At 56.7% G+C, this 20,995-nt stretch carries 18 protein-coding genes; 11 read left to right on the forward strand and 7 right to left on the reverse strand.

Features of this window, described 5'->3' with window-relative positions:
* Window positions 1–56: 56 nt before the first annotated feature.
* Complete coding sequence (locus tag JT718_RS09305; protein ID WP_205502005.1) at window positions 57–875, forward strand: purine-nucleoside phosphorylase; 819 nt, start codon at window positions 57–59, stop codon at window positions 873–875.
* A gap of 295 nt (window positions 876–1,170) precedes the next feature.
* On the opposite strand, the gene JT718_RS09310 is transcribed toward JT718_RS09305, so the two are convergent.
* From JT718_RS09310 to trxA, 4 genes are all read right to left on the reverse strand, one after another.
* Window positions 1,171–2,010, reverse strand: a complete 840-nt coding sequence (locus JT718_RS09310) for a DUF4249 domain-containing protein (RefSeq protein WP_205502007.1) — start codon at window positions 2,008–2,010, stop codon at window positions 1,171–1,173.
* Window positions 2,010–4,304 carry a TonB-dependent receptor gene (locus JT718_RS09315; RefSeq protein WP_205502008.1) on the reverse strand — a complete coding sequence of 765 codons (2,295 nt, stop codon included), beginning with the start codon at window positions 4,302–4,304 and terminating at the stop codon, window positions 2,010–2,012. Before JT718_RS09315 ends, JT718_RS09310 begins: the two co-directional genes overlap by 1 nt.
* Before the next feature lie 575 nt (window positions 4,305–4,879).
* The gene (locus tag JT718_RS09320; protein WP_205502010.1) at window positions 4,880–6,745 is read right to left on the reverse strand and encodes a M61 family metallopeptidase; all 1,866 of its coding nucleotides are present in this window, start codon (window positions 6,743–6,745) and stop codon (window positions 4,880–4,882) included.
* Between the two features lie 165 nt (window positions 6,746–6,910).
* Entirely contained in the window at window positions 6,911–7,219 is a 309-nt protein-coding gene (gene trxA / locus JT718_RS09325) for a thioredoxin (protein WP_205502012.1), read from the reverse strand.
* Between the two features lie 191 nt (window positions 7,220–7,410).
* On the opposite strand from trxA, the gene JT718_RS09330 reads away from it, so the two are divergent.
* The 10 genes from JT718_RS09330 (at window position 7,411) to JT718_RS09375 (ending at window position 17,315) form a co-directional block, all read left to right on the forward strand.
* Window positions 7,411–8,619 (forward strand): alpha/beta fold hydrolase, encoded by a 1,209-nt coding sequence (locus JT718_RS09330; RefSeq protein ID WP_205502013.1) that lies wholly within the window; start codon window positions 7,411–7,413, stop codon window positions 8,617–8,619.
* Between the two features lie 289 nt (window positions 8,620–8,908).
* Entirely contained in the window at window positions 8,909–9,721 is an 813-nt protein-coding gene (locus tag JT718_RS09335) for an enoyl-CoA hydratase/isomerase family protein (protein WP_205502015.1), read from the forward strand.
* A gap of 167 nt (window positions 9,722–9,888) precedes the next feature.
* Window positions 9,889–10,338, forward strand: coding sequence for a sterol desaturase family protein (locus JT718_RS09340; protein WP_205502017.1), 450 nt, complete (start codon window positions 9,889–9,891; stop codon window positions 10,336–10,338).
* Window positions 10,339–10,367: 29 nt separating this feature from the next.
* A complete protein-coding gene (locus tag JT718_RS09345; RefSeq protein ID WP_205502019.1) occupies window positions 10,368–11,264 on the forward strand; it encodes a MerR family transcriptional regulator in 897 nt (298 codons plus the stop codon).
* 426 nt (window positions 11,265–11,690) lie between these two features.
* On the forward strand, window positions 11,691–12,206 hold the full coding sequence (locus JT718_RS09350; protein WP_205502022.1) for an RNA polymerase sigma factor: 516 nt from the start codon (window positions 11,691–11,693) through the stop codon (window positions 12,204–12,206).
* A gap of 134 nt (window positions 12,207–12,340) precedes the next feature.
* The gene (gene crtID, locus JT718_RS09355) at window positions 12,341–13,849 is read left to right on the forward strand and encodes a bifunctional phytoene desaturase/3,4-desaturase (RefSeq protein WP_205502024.1); all 1,509 of its coding nucleotides are present in this window, start codon (window positions 12,341–12,343) and stop codon (window positions 13,847–13,849) included.
* Between the two features lie 2 nt (window positions 13,850–13,851).
* Entirely contained in the window at window positions 13,852–14,700 is an 849-nt protein-coding gene (locus tag JT718_RS09360) for a phytoene/squalene synthase family protein (RefSeq protein WP_374729163.1), read from the forward strand.
* The gene (locus JT718_RS09365) at window positions 14,700–15,230 is read left to right on the forward strand and encodes a hypothetical protein (RefSeq protein ID WP_205502026.1); all 531 of its coding nucleotides are present in this window, start codon (window positions 14,700–14,702) and stop codon (window positions 15,228–15,230) included. Before JT718_RS09360 ends, JT718_RS09365 begins: the two co-directional genes overlap by 1 nt.
* 143 nt (window positions 15,231–15,373) lie before the next feature.
* The gene (locus tag JT718_RS09370; protein ID WP_205502028.1) at window positions 15,374–16,219 is read left to right on the forward strand and encodes a 4-hydroxy-3-methylbut-2-enyl diphosphate reductase; all 846 of its coding nucleotides are present in this window, start codon (window positions 15,374–15,376) and stop codon (window positions 16,217–16,219) included.
* Window positions 16,220–16,661: 442 nt separating this feature from the next.
* Window positions 16,662–17,315: a fatty acid desaturase gene (locus JT718_RS09375; protein WP_205502534.1), complete on the forward strand. Its 654-nt coding sequence runs from the start codon at window positions 16,662–16,664 to the stop codon at window positions 17,313–17,315.
* Window positions 17,316–17,564: 249 nt separating this feature from the next.
* Here the strand turns inward: JT718_RS09375 and JT718_RS09380 are convergent, their stop codons facing one another.
* From JT718_RS09380 to JT718_RS09390, 3 genes are all read right to left on the reverse strand, one after another.
* Window positions 17,565–19,439 carry a M1 family metallopeptidase gene (locus tag JT718_RS09380; RefSeq protein ID WP_205502030.1) on the reverse strand — a complete coding sequence of 625 codons (1,875 nt, stop codon included), beginning with the start codon at window positions 19,437–19,439 and terminating at the stop codon, window positions 17,565–17,567.
* A 203-nt stretch (window positions 19,440–19,642) separates the two neighbouring features.
* Window positions 19,643–20,410 (reverse strand): alpha/beta hydrolase, encoded by a 768-nt coding sequence (locus tag JT718_RS09385; protein ID WP_205502031.1) that lies wholly within the window; start codon window positions 20,408–20,410, stop codon window positions 19,643–19,645.
* A 223-nt stretch (window positions 20,411–20,633) separates the two neighbouring features.
* Window positions 20,634–20,990: a heavy-metal-associated domain-containing protein gene (locus JT718_RS09390; RefSeq protein WP_205502033.1), complete on the reverse strand. Its 357-nt coding sequence runs from the start codon at window positions 20,988–20,990 to the stop codon at window positions 20,634–20,636.
* Between the last annotated feature and the right edge of the window lie 5 nt (window positions 20,991–20,995).

Here is a 20,995-nt window from a genome sequence, read left to right on the forward strand (position 1 = left end):
TTTTCCTTTTATTTCCGTAAAACAGGCCAGAAACATTCGCCTAAGAAAAGAAGACCATGATCCAACCCCTGCAAGAAGCCGCAGATTTCATCCGTCAGCAAATCAATTCCTATACCCCCCAGTTTGGGATCGTGCTGGGCACCGGCCTGGGTGCCCTGGTGCAAGACCTTACCATAGCCTATAGCTTAGACTACGCCGATATTCCGCATTTTCCGGTGTCTACCGTGGAGAGCCATTCCGGCAAACTGATCTTCGGGGAACTGGGTGGCCGCCCCGTGGTGGTGATGCAGGGCCGCTTCCACTACTATGAGGGCTACACCATGGAGCAGGTGGTGTTCCCCATCAGGGTGATGAAGCTGCTGGGCATCCAGAAACTGTTCGTCTCCAACGCCGCCGGCGGGTTGGACCCAGACTTCAACACTTCTGACCTCATGGTCATCACCGACCACATCAACCTGCAGCCCACCAACCCGCTCATCGGGAAGAACCCGGAGGAACTGGGCCCCCGTTTCCCCGACATGAGCGAACCCTATGACGAGCACCTGGTGCAGCAAGCCCTGGACATTGCCAACCAGCACGGACTAGACGTGAAAACCGGCGTGTACGTGAGCGTGCCGGGCCCCATGCTGGAAACCAAAGCCGAGTACCGCTACCTGCGTACCATTGGCGCCGATGCCGTGGGCATGAGCACCGTGCCCGAGGTGATTGCCGCCGTGCACATGGGCCTGCCGGTCTTCGCCGTTTCTGTGATCACAGACCTGTGCGTGCCCGGTAAAATCAAGAAAGTAGTGCTGCTGGACATTCTGGAAGCCGCCGCCAAGGCCGAACCCAACATGACCCTGCTGATCAAAGAACTAATCCAGCGGCAAGCCTAAAGAGAGTCCTGAGTCTTGAGTCTTGAGTCTAAAGTCTTAAGTACTCCCCCTGGTCAACCTGAAAGGATCTTGTGGGCGAACTAGCCAGCCGATTGCCTAAACACAACTAGATTATTCCTCATCCGTTTGGAGCCTGATTTCATAAAAGAAGGCTAAAACCAAACCACCATAAACCGCACCGGCCTTGGAGAAAAATCCAAGGCCGGTGCGGTTTATGGGACGTATTTGCTGATCCTGCTTTACGGCTGTTTTGCTGAAAACCTGCCCTAAACGCAACGCCGTTGGCAGGCTGCCCTTACTTGATAATCAACTCTTTGGCGCTGTAGTTCAGGTGCGTGAACACGCCAAAGCCCCCGGCCACGGTAGACCTGATGCTGACCGGCTGGGCAAAGGGGTTGCCGTTGGCGCGGCGGGCATCCTCCACGCTGGAGATAAAATCATAGTAAATTTCGTCTACGTGGAACAGCTTCACGGTCAGTGTGTCATGGCGGTCAAAGCGGTAGGTGGTGTTGTAGGTGATTTTCTGGCCGTCGCGCAGGCGGTCGTTCACCTCGGCGTCCAGTTGGCTGTCTATGCCGGTAGAGTCTTTCTTATGGGCCAGCAGGCGGTAGAAGTTGTTCACCCCGGCCTCGTCTTTCCAGCGGGCCAGCAGGTAGGCTTCCTGGCTTTGCTCGGGTTTGTCGTTGAACTTGTAGCCCACGCTGTCCAGGGGCACGACGGTGAGCACTTTGGTGGTGCCGGTGAGCCGGCGGCCCTGCGTATCAGTAATAACCAGGGTGAACACGTCGCCGGGTTTGCTGGTAACCAGGCGGCGGTTAAAGTGGGTGTAGACTTTCTCGTTCTCCTCGTCCACCAGCAGGGTGTCGCGTAGGACAATGGGCGCCTCGTTGTTTTTGGTGATGGTCACGGTGGCACCTTTCACCAGGGGCGCCTCGGGCGGCGCGAAATAGCCCGAGGACTCAGAGAGCGAGAGCCGGAAAGGTTTGCCGTCCTCCAGGTAACACTCCACCACCAGCTGGGGCGGAAGGTCAGGCAGGGGCACCTCAATCTCCTGCTCCATGTCACAGGAAGAAAGGCCCGTGCCAAGCAGCAGGAGCAGAGAGAGGGACCGGGTAAAAAGTTTCTGGAACAACATCAGAATTTAAAGTTATAGGTCACCGAAGGAATCACCGGGAACAGGGAAACCTGCTTGGCCACAAAGCCGGTGATCTGGTCAGTTGCCTCATCGCGCACGGTCTCAAAGAACACAAAGTACGGGTTGCGGCGGTTGTAGGCATTGTACACGCTGAACGTGAGGTCTGAGCTGCCGCGTCTGGGCCGCAGTTTGTACACCAGACTCAGGTCCAGGCGGTGGTAGGCGGCCAGCCTAAAGGAGTTGCGCTCTGGGTATACGGGAATAACGGTGTAATCTTCGCCCTCCACGTCCTGGAAGATAAAGCGCTGCACCGGCAGGGAATACGCATTGCCCGTGCCGTACACAAACGTGGCCGTGGCGTTGATGCGCTTGCTCACCTCCTGGATGGCCACCACTGAAAGGTCATGCCGCCGGTCAAAGCGGGTAGGGAAGGTCTTTCCGTTGTTGATGTCTGGGAAGGTGCGGTTGCTCCAGGAGAGGGTATAGCCAATCCAGCCGGTGGTTTTGCCTTCTTTCTTTTCCACGTAGAACTCCTGGCCGTAGCTCTCGCCGGTGCCAAACACAAACTCCTGCTCCAGGTTGGGGTTGGCGAAGATCTCTGCCCCATCCCTAAGGTCCAGCTGGCGGTTCATTTTCTTGTAGTAGGCCTCGGTGCTCAGGAGGTATTTGTCCTTGATGAGCTTGGTAAGGCCCAGGGCCACCTGGTCTGAGCGCTGCGGCCTCACGCCGGGCGACGACGGGTACCAGATGTCGGTGGGGAGCGAGGCGCCCGAGTTGGAGATCAGGTGCACGTACTGGAACATGCGGGTGTAGTTGGCCTTTAGGGTAAGCGTCTCTGAGAAGCGGTAACTGGCCGCCGCGCGGGGCTCCAGGCCCAGGAAGTGCTTGCCCTCGTTCACAAAGCCCGAGAGGCGCAGGCCGTAGCTGAGCGTGAACACGGGGCTAAACGTCCAGTCGTCCTGGGCGTACAGGCCGTACTCCTGCCCGCGGTAGGTATTGCCCGCGCCCACGTTCACTGAGCCGTCCTGGCTGTTGGCCTCCAGGCGACCCACCACAAAGCGGTGATCTGTCACGCTGCCGCCAAACCGCAGGTGGTGGCGTTCCGAAGGAATGTATTCAAAGTCGGTCTTCAGGTTGAGGTCGGTGATGTTGGAAGTGAGGCTGAAGGAGTAGATGTCCAGCTCGTTCTTGATCTCGTACTCGTAATTGGAGGCCGCAAACGTGGTGTTCACGAAAAAACGGGGCGAAAACTGGTGCATCCAGCGGGCCGAGGCCACCTTGTTGCCCCAGTTGAAATTGAAGTTGAAGTTCTCGTCATCAAAGGCGAAGAAGTCGCGCCCGTAGTACCCGCTGAAGAAAAGCCGGTCTTTCTCGCCCAGGTCAAAGCTGGCCTTGGCGTTGAAGTCATAGAAGTAGTAGTCGGGGATGGGGCTCCAGTCGGGGTCGCTTTCCTTGGCTTTGTTGATCATGCGGGTGAACACATCGGCGTAGGTGCGCCGCCCCGAGACCAGGTACGAGGATTTGCCTTTCTGAATGGGGCCTTCCACCGTGAGCCGCGAGGCAATCAGGCCAATGCCGCCGCTCACGTCGTTCTCGTTGCGGTTGCCCTCGCGCATTTTCACGTCCAGCACGCTGGACAGGCGACCGCCAAACTGCGCCGGGAAACCGCCTTTGTACAGCTCCACGCCCCGCACCGCGTCTGGGTTGAACACGCTGAAAAACCCGAACAGGTGGCTGGGGTTGTAGACCAGGGCATCGTCCAGCAGCACCAGGTTCTGGTCATTGCTGCCGCCCCGCACAAACAGGCCGCTGCTGCCCTCACCACCGCTCTGGATGCCCGGTTTCAGCTGCAGCGTCTTGATGATGTCTACCTCGCCAAACAGGGCCGGCAACAGCTTGGCCTCACGCGTGGTAAGGGTTTCCATGCTCATCTGCGGGGTGCTCAGCCGCTCCTGAAACGAGTTCCGCTGCGACTCTACCACCACCTCGCTCAACTTATTGGCGGTTTCCTCTAACTGCACGTTCAGGCGGGTGTTCTTCCTGAGCACCACCTCACGGGTAAGGGTCTCAAACCCCAGGTATGAAAACTGAATCTGGTAGGTGCCGGGGGCAAGCGAAAGCGTAAAGGCGCCGTTCACGTTGGTCTCCACGCCCGTGGTGGTCCCCGCCACCGACACGCTGGCGCCAATCAGGGGTTCGCCGGAGGCCGCAGACCGCAGCACACCGCTCAAGGCCACCCGGTTTTGCGCCCCAACGGGCGAAAAGGCCAGCAAAAGGAAAAGGAAAAAGAGCATCCAAGGCCAGAAAGCCGGTCTGGTGCACGCACTATGTGGGGAGTAAAAACGCACGCTTGCTTGTGTCAGATGTAGAACATAACGCCTGACCCGCTGGTATGTTTTCCTGAAAGGGCGGAGCACTTGCAGGCGGTGGTTGGGCAAACAATGGGCCAGACTGAAACGCTAGAGTTAAAGATAGTATAAAAAGATGAACATGCTTCTATCAGAACCGCCAAACCGTGCCGGAGCAGAGCCGCAGCCCGTGGTGGTGACCTGAGAAGAGAACCGGTTTGTTGCCAAAGGGTTTTAGCAAAACCAGAGGCTTAGGCAAGATTTTAGAACCAAGCATCCCTGGGCGCAAGCGGGGGCTGGTGCCGCCTGGAAGGGTGCTCGCCCGGTTTTTAGCCTGTTTCTGCCAAGCTAGCCCCAAACCAGCGGTACGGGCGGGCACTTGCGCCAGCACCTCGAAAGTGATTGCTTCTTTGCTGATCTTGGCAGCACATTTCTTGGGCTTACGGTGGTGGAAAGTAAAATCCGTTTCAGGGCCATTTTTAAGAAAACGGCCCTGAAACGGATCTGAGGCAATCTGCTGGCTACAGGTTAGAATACAGCCAGGCTTGGCGCAGGGCCAGTTGCTCCGGCGTGGCGTTGGGGTCTGGCGTGAGCAGGTGCGAAACGGTTTCATCTGAGGCCACCAGGTTGGCGGTCAGTTCAATGGGTTTCACGGTGCCGCTGGCGTCTTTGCGGCCCACGGTAACCTTAATGGGACTCCCTTCCTTGCCGTTGACCACGTGTTTGTTGAGCAGTTCGGTGGCGTTGCGCAGGTTCAGGTCTTCGCCGTTGATCTGCCAGATCTGGTCGCCGGCTTTCCAGCCCAGCTGCTTCCCGAAGGCGTTCAGGTTCTCCACGCTGGCCACCATCAGGTGCCCCGAGGCCTGGTCATAGCCAATGGTGGGTTTGCCCAAAGACACCCGTTTCTGGATGCCCGAGGGCTGGTACGTGATGCCCACTTTCTTGAAGAGCTCGGCGTACGGCAGGCGCTCGGTGCCCTCTACGTAGCGGGCGAAGAAATCACGCACCTCGGGGAACGTGAGCGCGGTGATCTTGTCAAACAGCTCCTCGTCTTTGAACGACTTGTCTTTGCCGTAGGTCTGGCTCAGGTCTTTCATGAGGTTCCGGATGCCGTATTTGCCCCCCGAAAGCTCCCGTAGTCTGATGTCCAGCGCCATGCCAATGAGGGCGCCTTTTTGGTACACGTTGCCGTACTCTTTCTCGTGCTTGTCCAGGGCGCCCAGGCTCAGCTCCGTGAAGGCCAGGGCATCGTTGTACTGCTGCTGGGAGGCAATGATCTTGCTCCGCAACTCGCCCAGGAAGTCGGGCAGCTCAATGAGGCGCTGGTTTACCTGCACGTGGTGCGCGAAGTACTCGGTCACGCCTTCGTACAGCCAGAGGTGCTTGGACATCTTGGGGTTGCTGAAGTCAAAGTTCCCGATCTCCTCTGAGTGGATGTTGAGCGGCGTCACAATGTGGAAGAACTCGTGCGCGGCAATGTTGCGCACCTGCTCGGCCAGCATGGCAGGCGGCATCTCGGGGAAGTAGTACACCGAGGAGTAGGAGTGCTCCAGGGCCCCGTACGCGCCGGTGCGGTTCTGCTTGTTGTCAATGTAGATGAGGAAGGCGTACTTGTCTACCGGCAGGGTGCCGCCCAGGTAGTTTTTCTGCGCCTCCAGGATGGTTCTTATGTTCTGGGCCAGGTTCTTGGAGCGGTCTCCGCCGCCGGCCGCGTAGGTAGAGATGAGCACGTCGGCGTTACCTACCTTGAGCATGGCCGTGTCTGGGCGGCTGTAGAGCATGGGCGCATCTACCAGGTCATTGTAGTTTTGCAGCAGGTAGGTGTCTGCGGTGGGCGTAGAGTTGGTGGTTCTGAGGGCGGTGGCGCCGTAGAACTCCTGCGGCTTGTTAATGGTGATCTGGTAGGGCTCCTTGGTTCTGTTGGCGAAGTACCCGAAGAACCCGTGCGTGTTGATCAGGAACACCTTGCCGGCCTCAATGTCGGTGGCGGCGGGCTCAAACACAATGTCTTCTTTCTTGGGCGTGTCCCAGGTGTCGTCTACCAGGTACTCCAGACGGGCCAGCTTTTTGGCTTTCTTGATCTTCCAGGTGTTCTGGTCCAGGCGCTCCACGGGCAGGGCCTTGCCTTTCTTGTCCAGGGCCTTGAACGCAGAGACAAACTTCCCGAAATCATAGACGGCATAGGTGCCCGGCACCATTTTGGGCAGGTGGTAGAGCACCTCGTCTTCCTTGAAATCGGGCGTGAGCAGCGTCACCTGCAATTTGTCGTCTACAACCTTGCCAAGGTCAATTGAAAACCGGTAGGTGGGTTCTGCCTGGTTCTGGGCCAGCAGCGGAAAATGCAGGAGCGCGGCAAACGCCAGGGCCGTCAATGATTTTTTGAGCATAGTTTTATCTGGGTGGAAATGCTAAGGAAACGAATGAAACCGGGTTTAAGTACGAGGCCCACGGCTGCGCCGGAGGAGGTTACCCGCCAGCAACGCCAGGGCCTTTCTCCCTTAGTCGGAGAGTTCGGGAAAAAATTACAGAAGGGCTACCCGCTTTGGGTGAGATTAGCGCAGGTGCTGCTGCACCACCTGGCTCAGCTGGTGCGCCGGCACCACCCCAGACTGCCGCCACAGCTGCTTGCCCTCCTGGAAGAGGAGCAGGGTAGGGATGCCCTGAATGCGGTACTGCTGGGCCACCGCCGGGTTCTTGTCCACGTCTATCTTGATCACTTTCAGTTTGCCTGCGTACTGCTGGGCCACTTGCTGCAGAATGGGGGCCATGGTTTTGCAGGGGCCGCACCAATCGGCGTAGAAGTCTACCAGCACCGGCATGCCCGGGCTGCTGATCAGTTCCTGAAAAGATTTTTTAGCCATGGTGATCTCTTTGTTAGATGGTTGCACACAAGTATACGGAAAAGGACAATTCGGGGTGAAAACGGCTGCGTATAACCAAGTTCGCTTTTGCTGAGTTTTTGCAGAAACTGGCCCAAAACTGCCTGGCTCTGTGGAACTTTAGCGGGCGCCTGGTCCTTTCTAAGTTATATTTTACCATGAAGCCAAACCTCTTGAAAACGATATTCTTATCTGTGTCGCTGGCCCTTACCTCGTGGTTTTCTTCCTGCAAGGAATCTGAGGTGCTGGAGCAAAAGCAGACCCAGACCGCTCCCAAAGAACACCTGGTATCGGCTGAGAAGCTGACCACTATTCCCGCCGCCGGCCTGCGGGACATTGCCAACGCCAACGGCCGGTCTGAGCTGGCCACCCTCATCAAATATGACGTGGACGTGTACCGGGTCATTTACCTCACGCAGTACAACGGGCAGGAGATCCAGGCCTCGGGGCTGATGGTGGTGCCCCTGAATGCAACGGCGCCAGCCCCCATCCTGAGCGCCCACCACGGCACCACCTTTGACCAGAAGTACGCGCCCAGCAATTTCCAGCTTACCTCCCTCACCGGGTTTGAGCCCTTTGGGGCGGCCGGCTACCTCACCCTGGTGCCCGACTTTATCGGGTACGGGGCCTCTAAGCAGATCCTGCACCCGTACTATGACGTGCAGCACTCCGGTACCGCCGTGGTAGACATGATCAAGGCCGGCAAGTCGTTCTTCCAGAAGAACAACATCAAAATGTCGGGGCAGTTGTTTCTGGCGGGCTACTCAGAGGGCGGGTACGTGACCATGGCCGCCCAGAAAGAGATAGAGGAGAACCCCGAGCATGGGCTAACCGTGACGGCCTCGGCGGCCGGCGCCGGCGGGTATGACCTGGAAGGAATGCTGAGCCGCGTGGTGGGGGGCAAGCCTTACGAGTATCCGGCCAACCTGGCCTTTATCCTGCAGGCCTACAACGCTACCTACAACTGGAACCGCCCGCTCACCGATTTCTTCCAGGAACCGTACGCCACCCGCATTCAGGAGCTGATAGACGGAACCCGCACCAGCAGCTCCATCAACAGCGCCCTGGCCAAAGATCCGGCCAAACTGTTTAACCCGGCGTTCCTGGCGGGACTGCGCGGCGACGGGGAACAGGCCCTCAAGGCAGCCCTCAAGCGCAACAGCCTCAAGAACTTCGTGCCGAAGAGTCCCACCCGCCTGTACCACGGCACCGCCGACATTATGGTGCCGTATGACAACACCGTGAGCACCTACAACGCCATGAAAGCGGCGGGAGCCCCCAACCTGAAGTTTGTCTCCATACCCGGGGGTGGCCACGGCAGCAGCCTGGAGCCCATGATCAGAGACCTGATTCCGTGGATTGAGAGCTTCAGAACCATGTAGTTTTGGGCGGCAGGCATTCCTGTGCCGCGCGCGCTCTGGTTACCGGGGCAAGCTGAAGTGGCTGCTATTTTTGAGCTGTTTTTGGGAAAACGGGCTAAATACGCCGCTTTACTTCTTTGTAACCCAGCTTCTGACCTGTAGCAGTGACTACCCATAACCCGGCCTTGCGAGAGGCTGGGTTATTTTTTGCCTTTTAGGGCCGAGGGGATCAACGCCCTTGAGCAAACCGCACCGGGAGGGCGACCGAAATATTTTCCACCTTTCAGGCGGGGGCTCCGTAGAAAGAACCATGGAACAATCGCAAACCACTACCAGCGAAGCGCTCGCCTTTCAATACATAGACTACCAATGCACAGACCGGGTGGCGTACATTACCCTGAACCGGCCGGAGAAGCGCAACGCCCTCAATGCGCAGGCCGTGACCGAGTTGAAGCTGGCCTTTGACCACGCCGAAAACGAGGAAGACTGCAAGGTGATTGTGCTACGGGCCACCGGGCCGGTGTTCTGCGCCGGGGCGGACCTGGAGTACCTGCAGCAGGTGCAGCACAACTCCTACCAGGAAAACCTGGAGGACTCTGCGCACCTCATGCAGCTCTTCTATCTCATTTATACCCTCAAGAAAGTGGTCATTGCCCAGGTGCAGGGGCACGCCATTGCCAGTGGGTGCGGCCTGGCCACCGTCTGTGATTTTACCTATACCGTTACCTCGGCCAAGTTTGGCTACACTGAGGTGAAGATCGGGTTTTTGCCGGCCCTGGTAAAAGTGTTCCTGCTGCGCAAGATAGGGGAGGCCCGCGCCAAAGAGTTGCTCCTCACCGGCGACCTGGTGTCGGCGGAGAAAGCCAAGGCCATGGGCCTGGTTACCGAGGTGGTGCCCGAGGAGCAGTTAAGTGAGCGGGTAACGGCCTTGGCGCAGCGCCTGTGCCAGCAGAACTCGGGCCATGCCATGGAAGTGACCAAGGAGATGATTGCCCACGTGCAGGAACTCCCCCTGAAAGATGCCCTGGAGTACGCCACCGAGCGCAGTGCCCTGGCCCGCTCCACCGGCGACTGCCAGCGCGGCATCCAGGCCTTTCTGGAGAAGCAGCCCCTCTCCTGGTAGGGGTTTGCCGCCGCCTCTCGGCTTGCCCGCGAGCCTAAAAAGAAGGGTGGCACCTTAACAGAAAAGTTCTAGAACACGTAGCACCTTCTGCCTCGCAGATTTCTATTTTTAACCTGTATTTCTGTAAAACCTGTTAAACAATTGGTACACCTAGTGGTTAAGAGAGTATGCTGACGAACGCGGCGATAGTAGTAGGAACCTTTGTACTCATGGAGCTGGTGGCGTGGAGCGTGCATAAATACGTGTTGCACGGCTTTTTGTGGAGCATCCACAAATCGCACCACACCCGGCACAACCACTTGTTTGAGCTCAACGATGTCTCGTTTGCGTTCTATGGGGTGATTGCCGCTCTGTGCTTTATTTATGGGTCTGACACGCTGGACTACCGGTTCTGGATTGGAGTGGGCATCTCGCTGTACGGCGCGGCCTATTTCCTGGTGCATGATTTGTTTATCCACCGGCGGGTCAAGCTGTTCGGGAAAACAAAGAACACCTATTTCAGGGCCCTGGACATAGCGCACAAGGTACACCATAAAACCAAAGGCAAAGACGGCTCAGAGTCTTTTGGCATGCTCTGGGTACACCCTAAATTCTTTCGTATCGCCCGGAAGCGCTAACTTTACGTTTCGTTTCTAAACTCTCTCCTGTGGCGCATTACTCTATCAAAGAGTTGGAGCATCTCTCGGGTATCAAGGCCCACACGCTTCGTATCTGGGAACAGCGGTACCAACTGCTCACCCCCAAGCGTACGGCTACCAATATCCGGTATTATGATGACGCAGACCTCAAGAACCTGCTCAACGTGGCGTTCCTGTACCAGGAAGGCTACAAAATCTCCAGGATAGCCCAGCTCTCGCCGGAGCAGGTTGCCCACGAAGTGCTGCAGCTAACCCAGGCCGAGCTGGGCCAGGACCAGTTCATCAGTCAGCTGATTGGGGCCATGGTTGCCATGGACGAGGGCCAGTTTGAGCGGGTGCTGAGCCGGGCGGTCCTGCAGATGGGCTTCCCCAGGTCGGTTCGGCAGGTGATTTACCCTTTCCTCCAGAAGATTGGGCTGCTGTGGCAGACCGGGAACATTACGCCGGCCCACGAACATTTCATCAGCCAGTTGATCAGGCAGAAGATGCTGGTGGCCATTGACGGGCAGCCCGTGACCCGCACGGCCGAGGCCCCCAAGGTGCTGCTGTACCTGCCCGAGGGCGAGCTGCACGAGCTTTCCCTGCTGTATTCCCATTTCCAGTTCAGGGCGGCGGGTTTCCGCACGCTGTACCTGGGGCAGCACCTTCCCCTGGAAGACCTGATTCAGGCTGCGCGCCAGTTCCAGCCCCATTACCTGTGCTCAGTGTTTACCGCCACGCCCCCGCGCGATGCGGTAGCGGCTTACCTTACCCAGGTGCTGGAGGCGGTGCCCACGGCTGAAATCCTGGTGTCGGGCTTTATCCTGCAGACTATGCAGCAGCGCCTACCGGAGAGGGTCACCTACTTTGCCTGCCTGGAGGACTTTGAGCAGTGGCTGGCGAAGTTCCAGGCCGTGCCGGCCTGAGGAACGACACCCGTAGAAGACTTTTCTTTAAGGCAGCCTAGGAAGCGCTCTGCCCGTTTGCTGTTTTAGCTGTATTTTCCTGTAAACAGCCCTAAAACAAATCCTTGTTCTGGCGGTAGGCCGCTGTGTGCCTCCCATTGGCTTATTTATCATTTCTTCCTCTATTTATCCCTCCAATAATTTCCCAAAGGAGTGGTTCTCCGGCGGGCTTGGGGCGGTGTTCCTCCCTGGTAACGGAAGCCTTCTCCTAGGTGAAGTACCCAGGATTTGTTGATGCTTTTGTTAGTTTCTCTGAACAAGAATCCAGAACAAGCCACTTTTATTAACTTATTGTTTAGTTAGTATGTAAAAACATTAAACAAAAGTAGCCTAAGTAAAATCTGTTTCGTAGTATTGTTTAACGTTAGGTATTAAACATTAAACAGGATGACTGCACTAGAATTTACTTCCGTTGTAGAGCGCATGGCGCCCACCCTCAGACCCGCTGCGTACAACCTGACCCGCGACACCGATGACGCCAAGGACCTGGTGCAGGAAACCCTCCTGAAAGCTTTTGTGAACCGTGATAAGTTTAAGGCCGGCACCAACCTCAAAGCCTGGCTCTACACCATCATGCGCAACACGTTCATTAATCATTACAACAAGATCACCAAGCGCAGCAGCTCCATTGACACCACTGAGTACATCCAGTTTCACCCCTCAGACGCGCGTATGATTGCCGTGAACGGGGCCTCGGGGGCTTTCGCCTTGGAGGACATCCAGGAGGCCATTGACCGGTTGCCCGAGGATTTGAAAACCCCGTTCATGATGTACTACGTGGGCTACAAGTACCTGGAGATCTCAGACCAGCTTAAACTGCCCATTGGTACCGTGAAGAACCGCATTCACCTGGCCCGCAAAGAGTTGAAGCAGGCTCTGCTGGTGTACGCTTACGCCGACTAGAAGCCCTCTAATGGGCAATGCCCCGCCGGAAGGAAGAAAGGCCCTGAAAAAAGAGTGTATCTTACTTCTACTATATTCTGGATTTTACGTATCTGTAACATCCAACCGCACCAAACCACCCCATTCCCTTTGCCATGCTTGATGCTCCCCAAAAGAAAGTAGTAGTCATAGGCGCCGGATTTGCCGGTCTGGCGGCCGCCGCCAGCCTGGCCCAGGCCGGTTTCCAGGTCACCCTGCTGGAGAAGAACGACGTAGCCGGGGGGCGGGCCCGGGTCTTTGAGGCCCAGGGCTTCACCTTTGACATGGGGCCCAGCTGGTACTGGATGCCAGACGTTTTTGAGCAGTTTTTCCGGAAATTCGGGAAAACCACCGCCGACTATTACCAGTTGGTGCGGCTAGATCCCTCGTACCAGGTCTTGTATGGTCCGGGCGATGCGCTGGAGCTTCCGGCCGGCATGCCCCAGTTGGAGGCCCTGTTTGAGTCGCTGGAGCCCGGCGCGGGGCAGAACCTGCGCGCCTTCCTTAAACAGGCCGCCTACAAGTATGAGGTAGGCATCAACAACCTGGTGTACAAGCCCAGCCGCTCTTTCACCGAGTTCCTGGACCTGAAGCTGCTGGTAGACGTGCTGCGCCTGGATGTGTTCCAGTCCATGCACAAGCACGTGCGCAAGTTCTTCCGGCACCCGCGCTTACTCCAACTCATGGAGTTTCCCATCCTGTTCCTGGGCGCGCTGCCGCAGAACACGCCCGCCCTTTACAGCCTCATGAACTACGCCGACATGGCCCTGGGCACCTGGTACCCCATGGGTGGCATGCACAAGATTGTGGAGGGCATGGTGGCGCTGGCCCGCGAACAAGGCGTTGACCTCAGGCTGGGCGAGGAGGTAACCCGGTTTGACCTGCAGGCTGGAGCCATCTCAAGGGTGGTAACCACCAAAGGCACCTATGAGGCCCAGGTGGTGATAGGCGGCTCTGACTACCACCACATAGAAAGCAAACTGTTGCCGGCCCAATTCCGTAGTTATACTGATAAATACTGGGACAGCCGGGTGATGGCGCCCTCCTCCCTCATTTACTACCTGGGCGTGGATAAAAAACTGGAGGGCCTGCGCCACCACAACTTGTTCTTTGACGAAGACTTCGGGCCGCACGCCCATGAGATCTACACCCAGCCGGCCTGGCCCAAAAAACCTTTGTTCTATGTGTCGGTGCCTTCCAGGACAGATGCCACGGTGGCGCCCCCCGGAAAAGAAAATTTGTTTATCTTAATACCCGTAGCCCCTGACCTTGAGGATAGGGAGGAAACCCGAGACTATTACTACCACTTGGTGATGGAGCGCCTGGAGCAGATCACGGGGCAGCAGATCAGGCCCCACGTGGTCTACAAGCGCACCTATGCGCACCAGGATTTCATCAACGATTACCATGCGTTCAAGGGCAATGCCTACGGCCTGGCCAATACCTTGCTGCAGACGGCCATGCTCAAGCCCAGCCTCAAGAGCAAGAAAGTACGCAACCTGTTTTACACGGGGCAACTGACGGTTCCAGGCCCAGGGGTGCCGCCGTCCCTGATCTCAGGGCAGGTGGTGGCCGCCGAAGTCCAGAAAGCGTTCGCCCCGCAGGAAACCACCTTAACCGTTTAGTGATGACGCAATCGCCCATGAATCTGTTTGATACCACCACGTTGGAGTGCAGCAAGCTCATTACGCAGCGCTACAGCACCTCCTTCACGCTGGGTATCAAAACCATGCATCCGCGGTTTCACGACCCCATTTACGCCATCTATGGGTTTGTGCGGTTTGCCGATGAGATTGTGGACACCTTCCATACGCATGACAAAGCCGCCCTGCTGGAGCGGTTCCGGCAGGAAACCTACCAGGCCCTAGAAGAGAAAATCAGCCTCAACCCGGTGCTGCACGCCTTCCAGATGGTGGTGCACCAGTACGGTATTGACCACGAGTTCATAGACGCGTTCCTGCACAGCATGGAGATGGACCTGTTGGACCAGAAATACGACTGCGACCTGTACGAGGAATACATCTACGGCTCGGCCGAGGTGGTGGGCCTCATGTGCCTGCGCGTGTTCTGCGAGGGCGACGCGGAAATGTTTGACCGCCTCAAAGCCCCGGCCCGCTCCCTGGGCGCCGCGTTCCAGAAGGTAAACTTCCTGCGCGACATCCGCAGTGATTTCCATGACCGCGGGCGGGTGTACTTCCCGCAGGTAGACTTCCGGTCGTTCTGCAACAAAGACAAAGAAGAGATAGAGGCCGATATCCAGCAGGACTTTGACCGGGCCTACCAGGGCATTCTGGGCTTGCCCCGGGGAGCCCGCCTGGGCGTGTACCTGGCCTACATCTACTATCTTAAGCTATTTAAGAAAATTAAGGAACTACCGGCTGCCCATATTATGGCAGAACGCGTAAGAGTGCCTGATAACACGAAACTGGCCTTGCTGCTGGGTTCTTACATTAGGTACCAGTTAAATACAATCTAATGCAGCTACTTGTTACCCTCCTGTCGGTTTGCCTCCTTTTTGTGCCGTTTGGCCAGAAAACAGACCCGTATGCCCATGCGGCCCTGCTGAACTACTACCAGACCGCCACCAAAGACGAAAACGTTGCCAAGCGCTTCATGACCCTCATGGACAAGTACCAAGGCAACGATCCTTTGAAACTGGGCTACAAGGCGGTGTCGCACGCCATCATGGCCAAACACGTCTGGAGCCCCATGAGCAAACTCCGGTACCTGCGGCAGTCGGCTGATGTGTTTGACCGGGCGGTGGCCCTTGACCGCACCGACCCTGAGGTGCGTTTTCTGCGGTTCTCCATAGAAAATTACATTCCGCGGTACCTGAACATGAGCCCCAACCTGGAAGAGGACAAAAAGGTGTTTATGGCGGCCATCCTGAAGCACCCGCGCTCGGGCATCTCGGCAGAGACGGTGAAGATCATGCGCGACTTCCTGCTGCGCAAAGACCTGCTCACCGAGCAGGAAAGGAAACAGGTGGAAAAGCTCCCCCTATGATAGAGGACTACGGAATTTTACCCAGCCGGGAACCGCAAGCGCTTTATGCTTTTTTGCCTGAAAGTCATCTTGTTAAGGTGATTTTTAGGCAAAAAACCTAAGGGTAGCGTAAACAAACCAGTAATAGAATTTGTTTAACCCATATGCGTCAGCTACAGGTACACATTGATTCAAATTCGGGGTTCTGCTTTGGGGTGATCTACGCCATCCAGATGGCCGAGGACCTGCTGGAAGAACAGGGTTACCTGTACTGCCTGGGCGATATTGTGCACAATGACGTGGAGGTGGAGCGCCTGCAGCGGAAGGGCCTGCGCATCATCAACTATGACACCCTCAAGACGCTGCAGAACGAGGCGGTCCTGATCAGGGCCCACGGCGAGCCGCCCTCTACCTACCAGACCGCGCTGGAGAACAACCTTACCCTGGTAGACGCCTCCTGCCCGGTGGTGCTCAAGCTCCAGAACCGCATCAAGACCTCGTTTGACAAGAAGGAGAAGATCTTCATCTACGGCAAGCACGGCCACGCCGAAGTGCTGGGGCTTCTGGGCCAGACCAACAACGAGGCCATCGTGTTTGAGAACCTGGACGAACTGCTCCGCCACGAACTGCCCCAGAACATCACGCTCTACAGCCAGACCACCAAGGGAACCGCCAGCTTTTACCGCATTAAAGACGAACTGGAAAGCCGTGGCTATGCCGTAGACGCCAACGACACCATCTGCCGGCAAGTCTCTAACCGCGATAAAGAGCTACGCCGTTTCGCCCAGAAGTTTGACAAGGTGGTGTTTGTGTCCGGCACCAAATCCTCCAACGGGCGCGTCCTGTACCAGGTCTGCAAAGACACCAACCCCAACACCTTCTTCGTGTCTAAGGTGGAGGAACTGCAACCCGAGTGGTTTGCCCCCGGCGAGACCATTGGCATCTGCGGCGCCACCTCCACGCCCATGTGGCTCATGGAAGAAGTACGTGATGCCTTGCTGCAGTTTTAGACTTGTTCCGTAGCAGGTAGCAAGTATCAAGTAGCACGACACGAGTGGAGTAGAAGGTCTGTCGGTTTGTGGCTTCTTTTTCCGAAAACTGGCCTAAAACGAAGCTCAAAGTTTTGCTCAATGTCCGGTTCTAAACTTTTATGGCTCCTACGGCGCGGATTTACTTCCGTACCTATTGAAGCTGAGTAGGGCACGGCAAGAACTTTCTATGTTAAGTACCGGGTTATAAGCCCCAATTCCTCTGCTTTAAGTTTTCAACTTGGAGCCCCTTGCCGCAAGTTTGTAACTTGCGTAGGATGATTAAAGAAGTAGCGCTAAAAGCTTAGACCTACGTCAAGAAAGCCAAAGGTCAATTACCTGCGGAAATACATAACCAAAGAGAGCACCCGTTTTGAGCCAGTTTTTCAAGAAACACACCGGAATCATCATCGCGCTCATCATCATGGTGGCGTGGGGAAGCACTCTCTGGTTCTTGCTGCACTGGCCTGTGGAGTTCCGGTCGCCGCTCACCTATCTGGCGGTGCTGGTGATGATGCATTTGTACACCGGGCTTTTCATCACGGCCCATGATGCCATGCACGGGGTGGTGGCACCGGGCAACAAAAAGCTCAACACCCTCATCGGCACCATCACTGCCGGGCTCTTCGCTTATAATTATTACGGTCGGTTGTACCCCAAACACCACCTGCACCACCGCCACGTCGCCACCGACGAGGACCCTGATTACCACGGAGGCAACTTCTTTCTGTGGTTCTTCAGCTTCGCCAGCCAGTATATAACAGTACTTCAAGTGCTTCTGATGGCGGGCACCTATCACCTGTTACAGTTGTGGTTTCCGGTAGAGAACATCATCCTGTTCTGGATGGTCCCCTCTGTGCTGGCTACGTTCCAATTGTTCTACTTCGGGACATATCTGCCGCACCGCGGAGAGCACGAGCCGGAGAACAAGCACAAATCTGGCACCCAAAGCCGGAACCACCTCTGGGCCTTCCTGAGCTGTTACTTCTTCGGGTACCACTATGAGCACCACGACAAGCCGTATCTTCCCTGGTGGAAGCTCTACCAGGAGAAAGACCGGCTGGTGAAAGGGAAGTAGAGATTTAGTGCGCTTTTCTGGAAAATAGGCCTTAAACGCAAATCGGGGTAAGAGAAAGGAAGTTCTCTTACCCCGATTTGCGTTTTGAAGCCAATGGCCTGCAGACTTCTTTTTTGTCATCCTGAAAGGATCTTGTGAGCGAACGGTAGTAGCGCTTGTTCAGAGTCTCTCTAGCTCGCCCACAAGATCCTTTCAGGATGACAAGGTGGATGTAATGATGACAAGGTGAATCTGTTAGTCAGAAAAAGATTACTGCACCACGTACACGTTATCAGCGCGGTTAGCGTCTGAGGTGTGGGTGTGTTTCAGTTCCAGTTTCTTCACCGGTTTTGTGGCTTTAAACTCCAGTTGGGTGCTTTGGGCGCCGGTTTTCCAGACCGCAATGGATTGGTGCACGGTAGAGGTGGAGTTATCGGCGTAAGTGATGACTAAGTCCACAGGTACGGGCTTGGTGCCTTTGGCTTCCACGGTGACCTGGTACGCGCCGTTCTGCTGCTGTACCTTGGCGATGGCCAGGTCGGGTACGCCGTTGTCAAAGAACCAGCGCTGCCAGAACCAGTTCAGGTTGCGGCCGGCCCCGGCGTTCATGGCGTTGAAGAAGTCCCAGGGCAGCGGGTGCTTGCCGTTCCAGAGGGTAATGTAGTGGTGCAGGGCCTTGGTGAACAGCTCATCGCCCAGCAGGTCTTTCACGTACAGGTACCCCAAAGCCGGTTTGGGATAGGAGTTCAGGAAGAACGCCGCCCCAGATTGCTGGGTAGACAGGGTGGCAATGGGCAGGTCTACTTCGGTGCCCGCCATCAGGGAATATGGTTCCACACCGTAATCGTCTACCATTTTGGGCTCAATGAGGGGGGAGATGATCCATTCGCCCAGCGTGGCCCAGCCTTCGTCCATCCAGCCGTACTTGGTTTCGTTGGTGCCCATGTAGAACGGAAACATGGTGTGGAAAATCTCGTGGTCGGTGAGGGTGATGGCGTCTTCGCGGGTTGCCACGGGGTTGTCGTTCACCATCATGGGGTACTCCATCTGGTCCAGGCCGTCAAACACAGTCTCGTGCGAGTAGGGGAAAGGCCACTTGGGAAAGGTGTAGCTCATGGCCTCCACGGTCTTGCGGGCGAAGTGGATGACTTCCTCAAAGTCTTTGTGCGCCGGGTTAAAGGCCACGTCTACGCGGGTGCGGCGTTTGGTCTTGGGGTCTACCACCAGACTGGAAGCGTTCCAGAAGTAGTGGTCTGAGGTGGCGAACGCGAAGTCCACCACATTGTCGGCCTCGAACTTCCAGGTGTTGCGGGCGTTCTGGGCCGTGATGTTGCCGCGCTTCAGGTCCACGCTGTCAATGATGGCGGTGATGGCGTCTTTCCGCTCGGCTTCCTGCAGGCGTTTGGCGAATTTTTTGGTGAACACCTCGTCGGCGTTTTTCAGGTCGCCGGTGGCCCACACCACAAAATCCTTGGGAACGGTGATCTCGGTGTTGAACCGGCAGAAATCGTTGTAAAACTCCTGCGGACCCAGGTAGGGGATGCGGTTCCAGCCTTCCACATCGTCATACACCGCGATGCGCGGAAAAAAGTAGGCCACAAAGGCGGCGCCCTGCGGGTCTACCTGGCCGGTGCGGTTGTGTGAGCCCTCGTTCAGGGTGTAGTGATAGGCCAGGGAAAAGTTCGCCGTTTGCTTGGGGGCCAAGGGTTTGATGCGCAGGGTGAGGTTGGTGGCGTCCATGCGGAGTTTCTGCACGTCCTGGGCTTCGCCGTTCACGCTCAGGCGCTCCATCTGCACGCCCTCGCTTACGTCTTTGGGGTCAATGCGGTTGGCCCGGGGAGCGCCTTTCTGGTATAGGTTGGGGTACAGCTTGAAGACTATCTGCTTGAGCGTGTCTGGGCTGTTGTTACGGTAGGCGATGTCTACGGTGCCGGCCAGCAGGCGCGTGGTGGGGTTGTAGTCGATCTTGATGGTATAGTTGGCGGAGTTTTGCCAGTAGTGCTGGCCGGGTGCGCCGGTGAGGCTGCGGGTGCCTTTCTGGTAGGCGGCGGCAATGTTGCGGGGCATGGGCAGTTGCTGTTGGGCAAACCCGCTCAGGCTCAGCGCCAGCAGGGCCAGCGTGGCCAGGCGTTTAGGTACGTGCATCAAAAAGGGGTTGGTGGCTGGATGATGCTCCTAAATTAGCGGCTTTCTTTGATTCGCGGGCGCGCCTGGGGCAAGAATCGCGCGTAAACCATGAAAGGGAGGCGTTTTAGGGCAGATTTCCGGAAAACCGCCCCGAAACGCCTCCCTTCCCGTGCGGCTGGGTTGCCACCTACTACTTTTTTCCAGCAGCCCACCACCGGCCTTTAGGGCGTGCGGGTTTCCAGCCACTGGTAGATGTAGTTGGCTACTTCTTCCCAGCCCGGTTCGCCGCAAATGAAGTGGCTGCGGTGGGGGAACTCCTTCAAGGCTACCGCGCCGGTGCCCTCGTCGTACGCCCGCACGTTTTTAGCGACCAGGTCGGCGGGGCAGATCTTGTCTTCTGCGGCGGAGATAAAGAGCAGCGGCACGTGGGGCCGGTCCAAGTCAATCTTACCCGAGGGACCCATACAGTCCCGGAAAACGTTGCGACTGTCATGCGTGGCGGTGCGCTCGTAGGCCTCGCGTACGTCTGCCTCGCTGAGGGTGTTGGCAAAGGCGGCGTGGAAGGTTTCCAGGTCCATGTACGCGGGCTCATCGCCCTTGAGCGGATTGGCAATGGTGGCGCTGTTCTTGAAAAACGACAGATCAAAGTCAATCATGCCGTTGGGAGCCACCGAGCAGATGGGCACGCCCACCGAGATCATGTCACGGTTGGCGAAGATCTGGGTCAGCAACCCGCCCACCGAGTGCCCGATCACAATGGGCTTGGTGCCCTGGTTGAGCAGGTGGGTTTCCATCTCAGAGATGATATCGTCCAGGCCCAGTTCCCCCAAACCAGCTGGCGGGTTGGCGCGCAGTTCGGCGGGCTCCCCGTCGTGCAAGGGCCAGGCGGGCGCCAGGCAGTTGTAGCCGCGCTCGGTAAAATAAGTGACCCACTGCTCCCAACTCCTGGGGTTCTGGAACATGCCATGGATAAAGATGATGGTTTTCATAGCTTAGGTATTTGTACTGAAGGAGGTACGTGGCAACTACGGCTGGGTTGATGGCGTGACGAGTTTTTATGGATGGAATAATCTAATAATCAGTAGGTTTGGTTCGGAAACCGTTGTGGGGTACCTTGTTTAGAAGGTAACCCTGGCGTTGGTGTCGCCCCCAGGTGGTAAAACAAAAAAGCCTGCTCCGGAGCAGGCTTTTTTGTGGTGGGTTAAGGAAGAATTAGTGGTGGCTGGCGGCGTCTTTCTTGCAGCAGGCATCAAGACGGTCGTACGCGCGGGGCGTGGCCGGTGCGTTGTCGGCATCGTAGCCCAGGTCGTTCACGGCCTTTTTCAGTTTTTCCACCGAGGTTTTCTGGCCGTTGTACGTCACGGTCAAAATCTTGCTGTCCACGTCAAGGGTGGCTTTCTCCACGCCTTTCTCGTAGGCCAGGCCTTTCTCCAGGGTGGCCTTGCACATGCCGCACACCGCGGAGGTTTTGAATTTTACTTCCTCGCCTTTCTTGCCGCCCTGGGCAAACCCAGCAAAAGTGACACCAGTGAGTACCAGGGAAAGCATCCAGATTTTAAGGGTTTTCATATGTA

This window comes from Rufibacter psychrotolerans, from assembly GCF_016924645.1.
GTDB lineage: Bacteria > Bacteroidota > Bacteroidia > Cytophagales > Hymenobacteraceae > Nibribacter > Nibribacter psychrotolerans.

Bases quoted from the DNA above. Each gene is read 5' to 3' on its own strand.
- JT718_RS09305 (WP_205502005.1), top strand. From the start codon at position 57: ATGATCCAACCCCTGCAAGAAGCCGCAGATTTCATCCGTCAGCAAATC.
- JT718_RS09310 (WP_205502007.1), bottom strand. From the start codon at position 2,010: ATGTTGTTCCAGAAACTTTTTACCCGGTCCCTCTCTCTGCTCCTGCTG.
- JT718_RS09315 (WP_205502008.1), bottom strand. From the start codon at position 4,304: ATGCTCTTTTTCCTTTTCCTTTTGCTGGCCTTTTCGCCCGTTGGGGCG.
- JT718_RS09320 (WP_205502010.1), bottom strand. From the start codon at position 6,745: ATGCTCAAAAAATCATTGACGGCCCTGGCGTTTGCCGCGCTCCTGCAT.
- trxA (WP_205502012.1), bottom strand. From the start codon at position 7,219: ATGGCTAAAAAATCTTTTCAGGAACTGATCAGCAGCCCGGGCATGCCG.
- JT718_RS09335 (WP_205502015.1), top strand. From the start codon at position 8,909: ATGGAACAATCGCAAACCACTACCAGCGAAGCGCTCGCCTTTCAATAC.
- JT718_RS09340 (WP_205502017.1), top strand. From the start codon at position 9,889: ATGCTGACGAACGCGGCGATAGTAGTAGGAACCTTTGTACTCATGGAG.
- JT718_RS09350 (WP_205502022.1), top strand. From the start codon at position 11,691: ATGACTGCACTAGAATTTACTTCCGTTGTAGAGCGCATGGCGCCCACC.
- crtID (WP_205502024.1), top strand. From the start codon at position 12,341: ATGCTTGATGCTCCCCAAAAGAAAGTAGTAGTCATAGGCGCCGGATTT.
- JT718_RS09360 (WP_374729163.1), top strand. From the start codon at position 13,852: ATGACGCAATCGCCCATGAATCTGTTTGATACCACCACGTTGGAGTGC.
- JT718_RS09365 (WP_205502026.1), top strand. From the start codon at position 14,700: ATGCAGCTACTTGTTACCCTCCTGTCGGTTTGCCTCCTTTTTGTGCCG.
- JT718_RS09370 (WP_205502028.1), top strand. From the start codon at position 15,374: ATGCGTCAGCTACAGGTACACATTGATTCAAATTCGGGGTTCTGCTTT.
- JT718_RS09375 (WP_205502534.1), top strand. From the start codon at position 16,662: ATGGTGGCGTGGGGAAGCACTCTCTGGTTCTTGCTGCACTGGCCTGTG.
- JT718_RS09380 (WP_205502030.1), bottom strand. From the start codon at position 19,439: ATGCACGTACCTAAACGCCTGGCCACGCTGGCCCTGCTGGCGCTGAGC.
- JT718_RS09385 (WP_205502031.1), bottom strand. From the start codon at position 20,410: ATGAAAACCATCATCTTTATCCATGGCATGTTCCAGAACCCCAGGAGT.
- JT718_RS09390 (WP_205502033.1), bottom strand. From the start codon at position 20,990: ATGAAAACCCTTAAAATCTGGATGCTTTCCCTGGTACTCACTGGTGTC.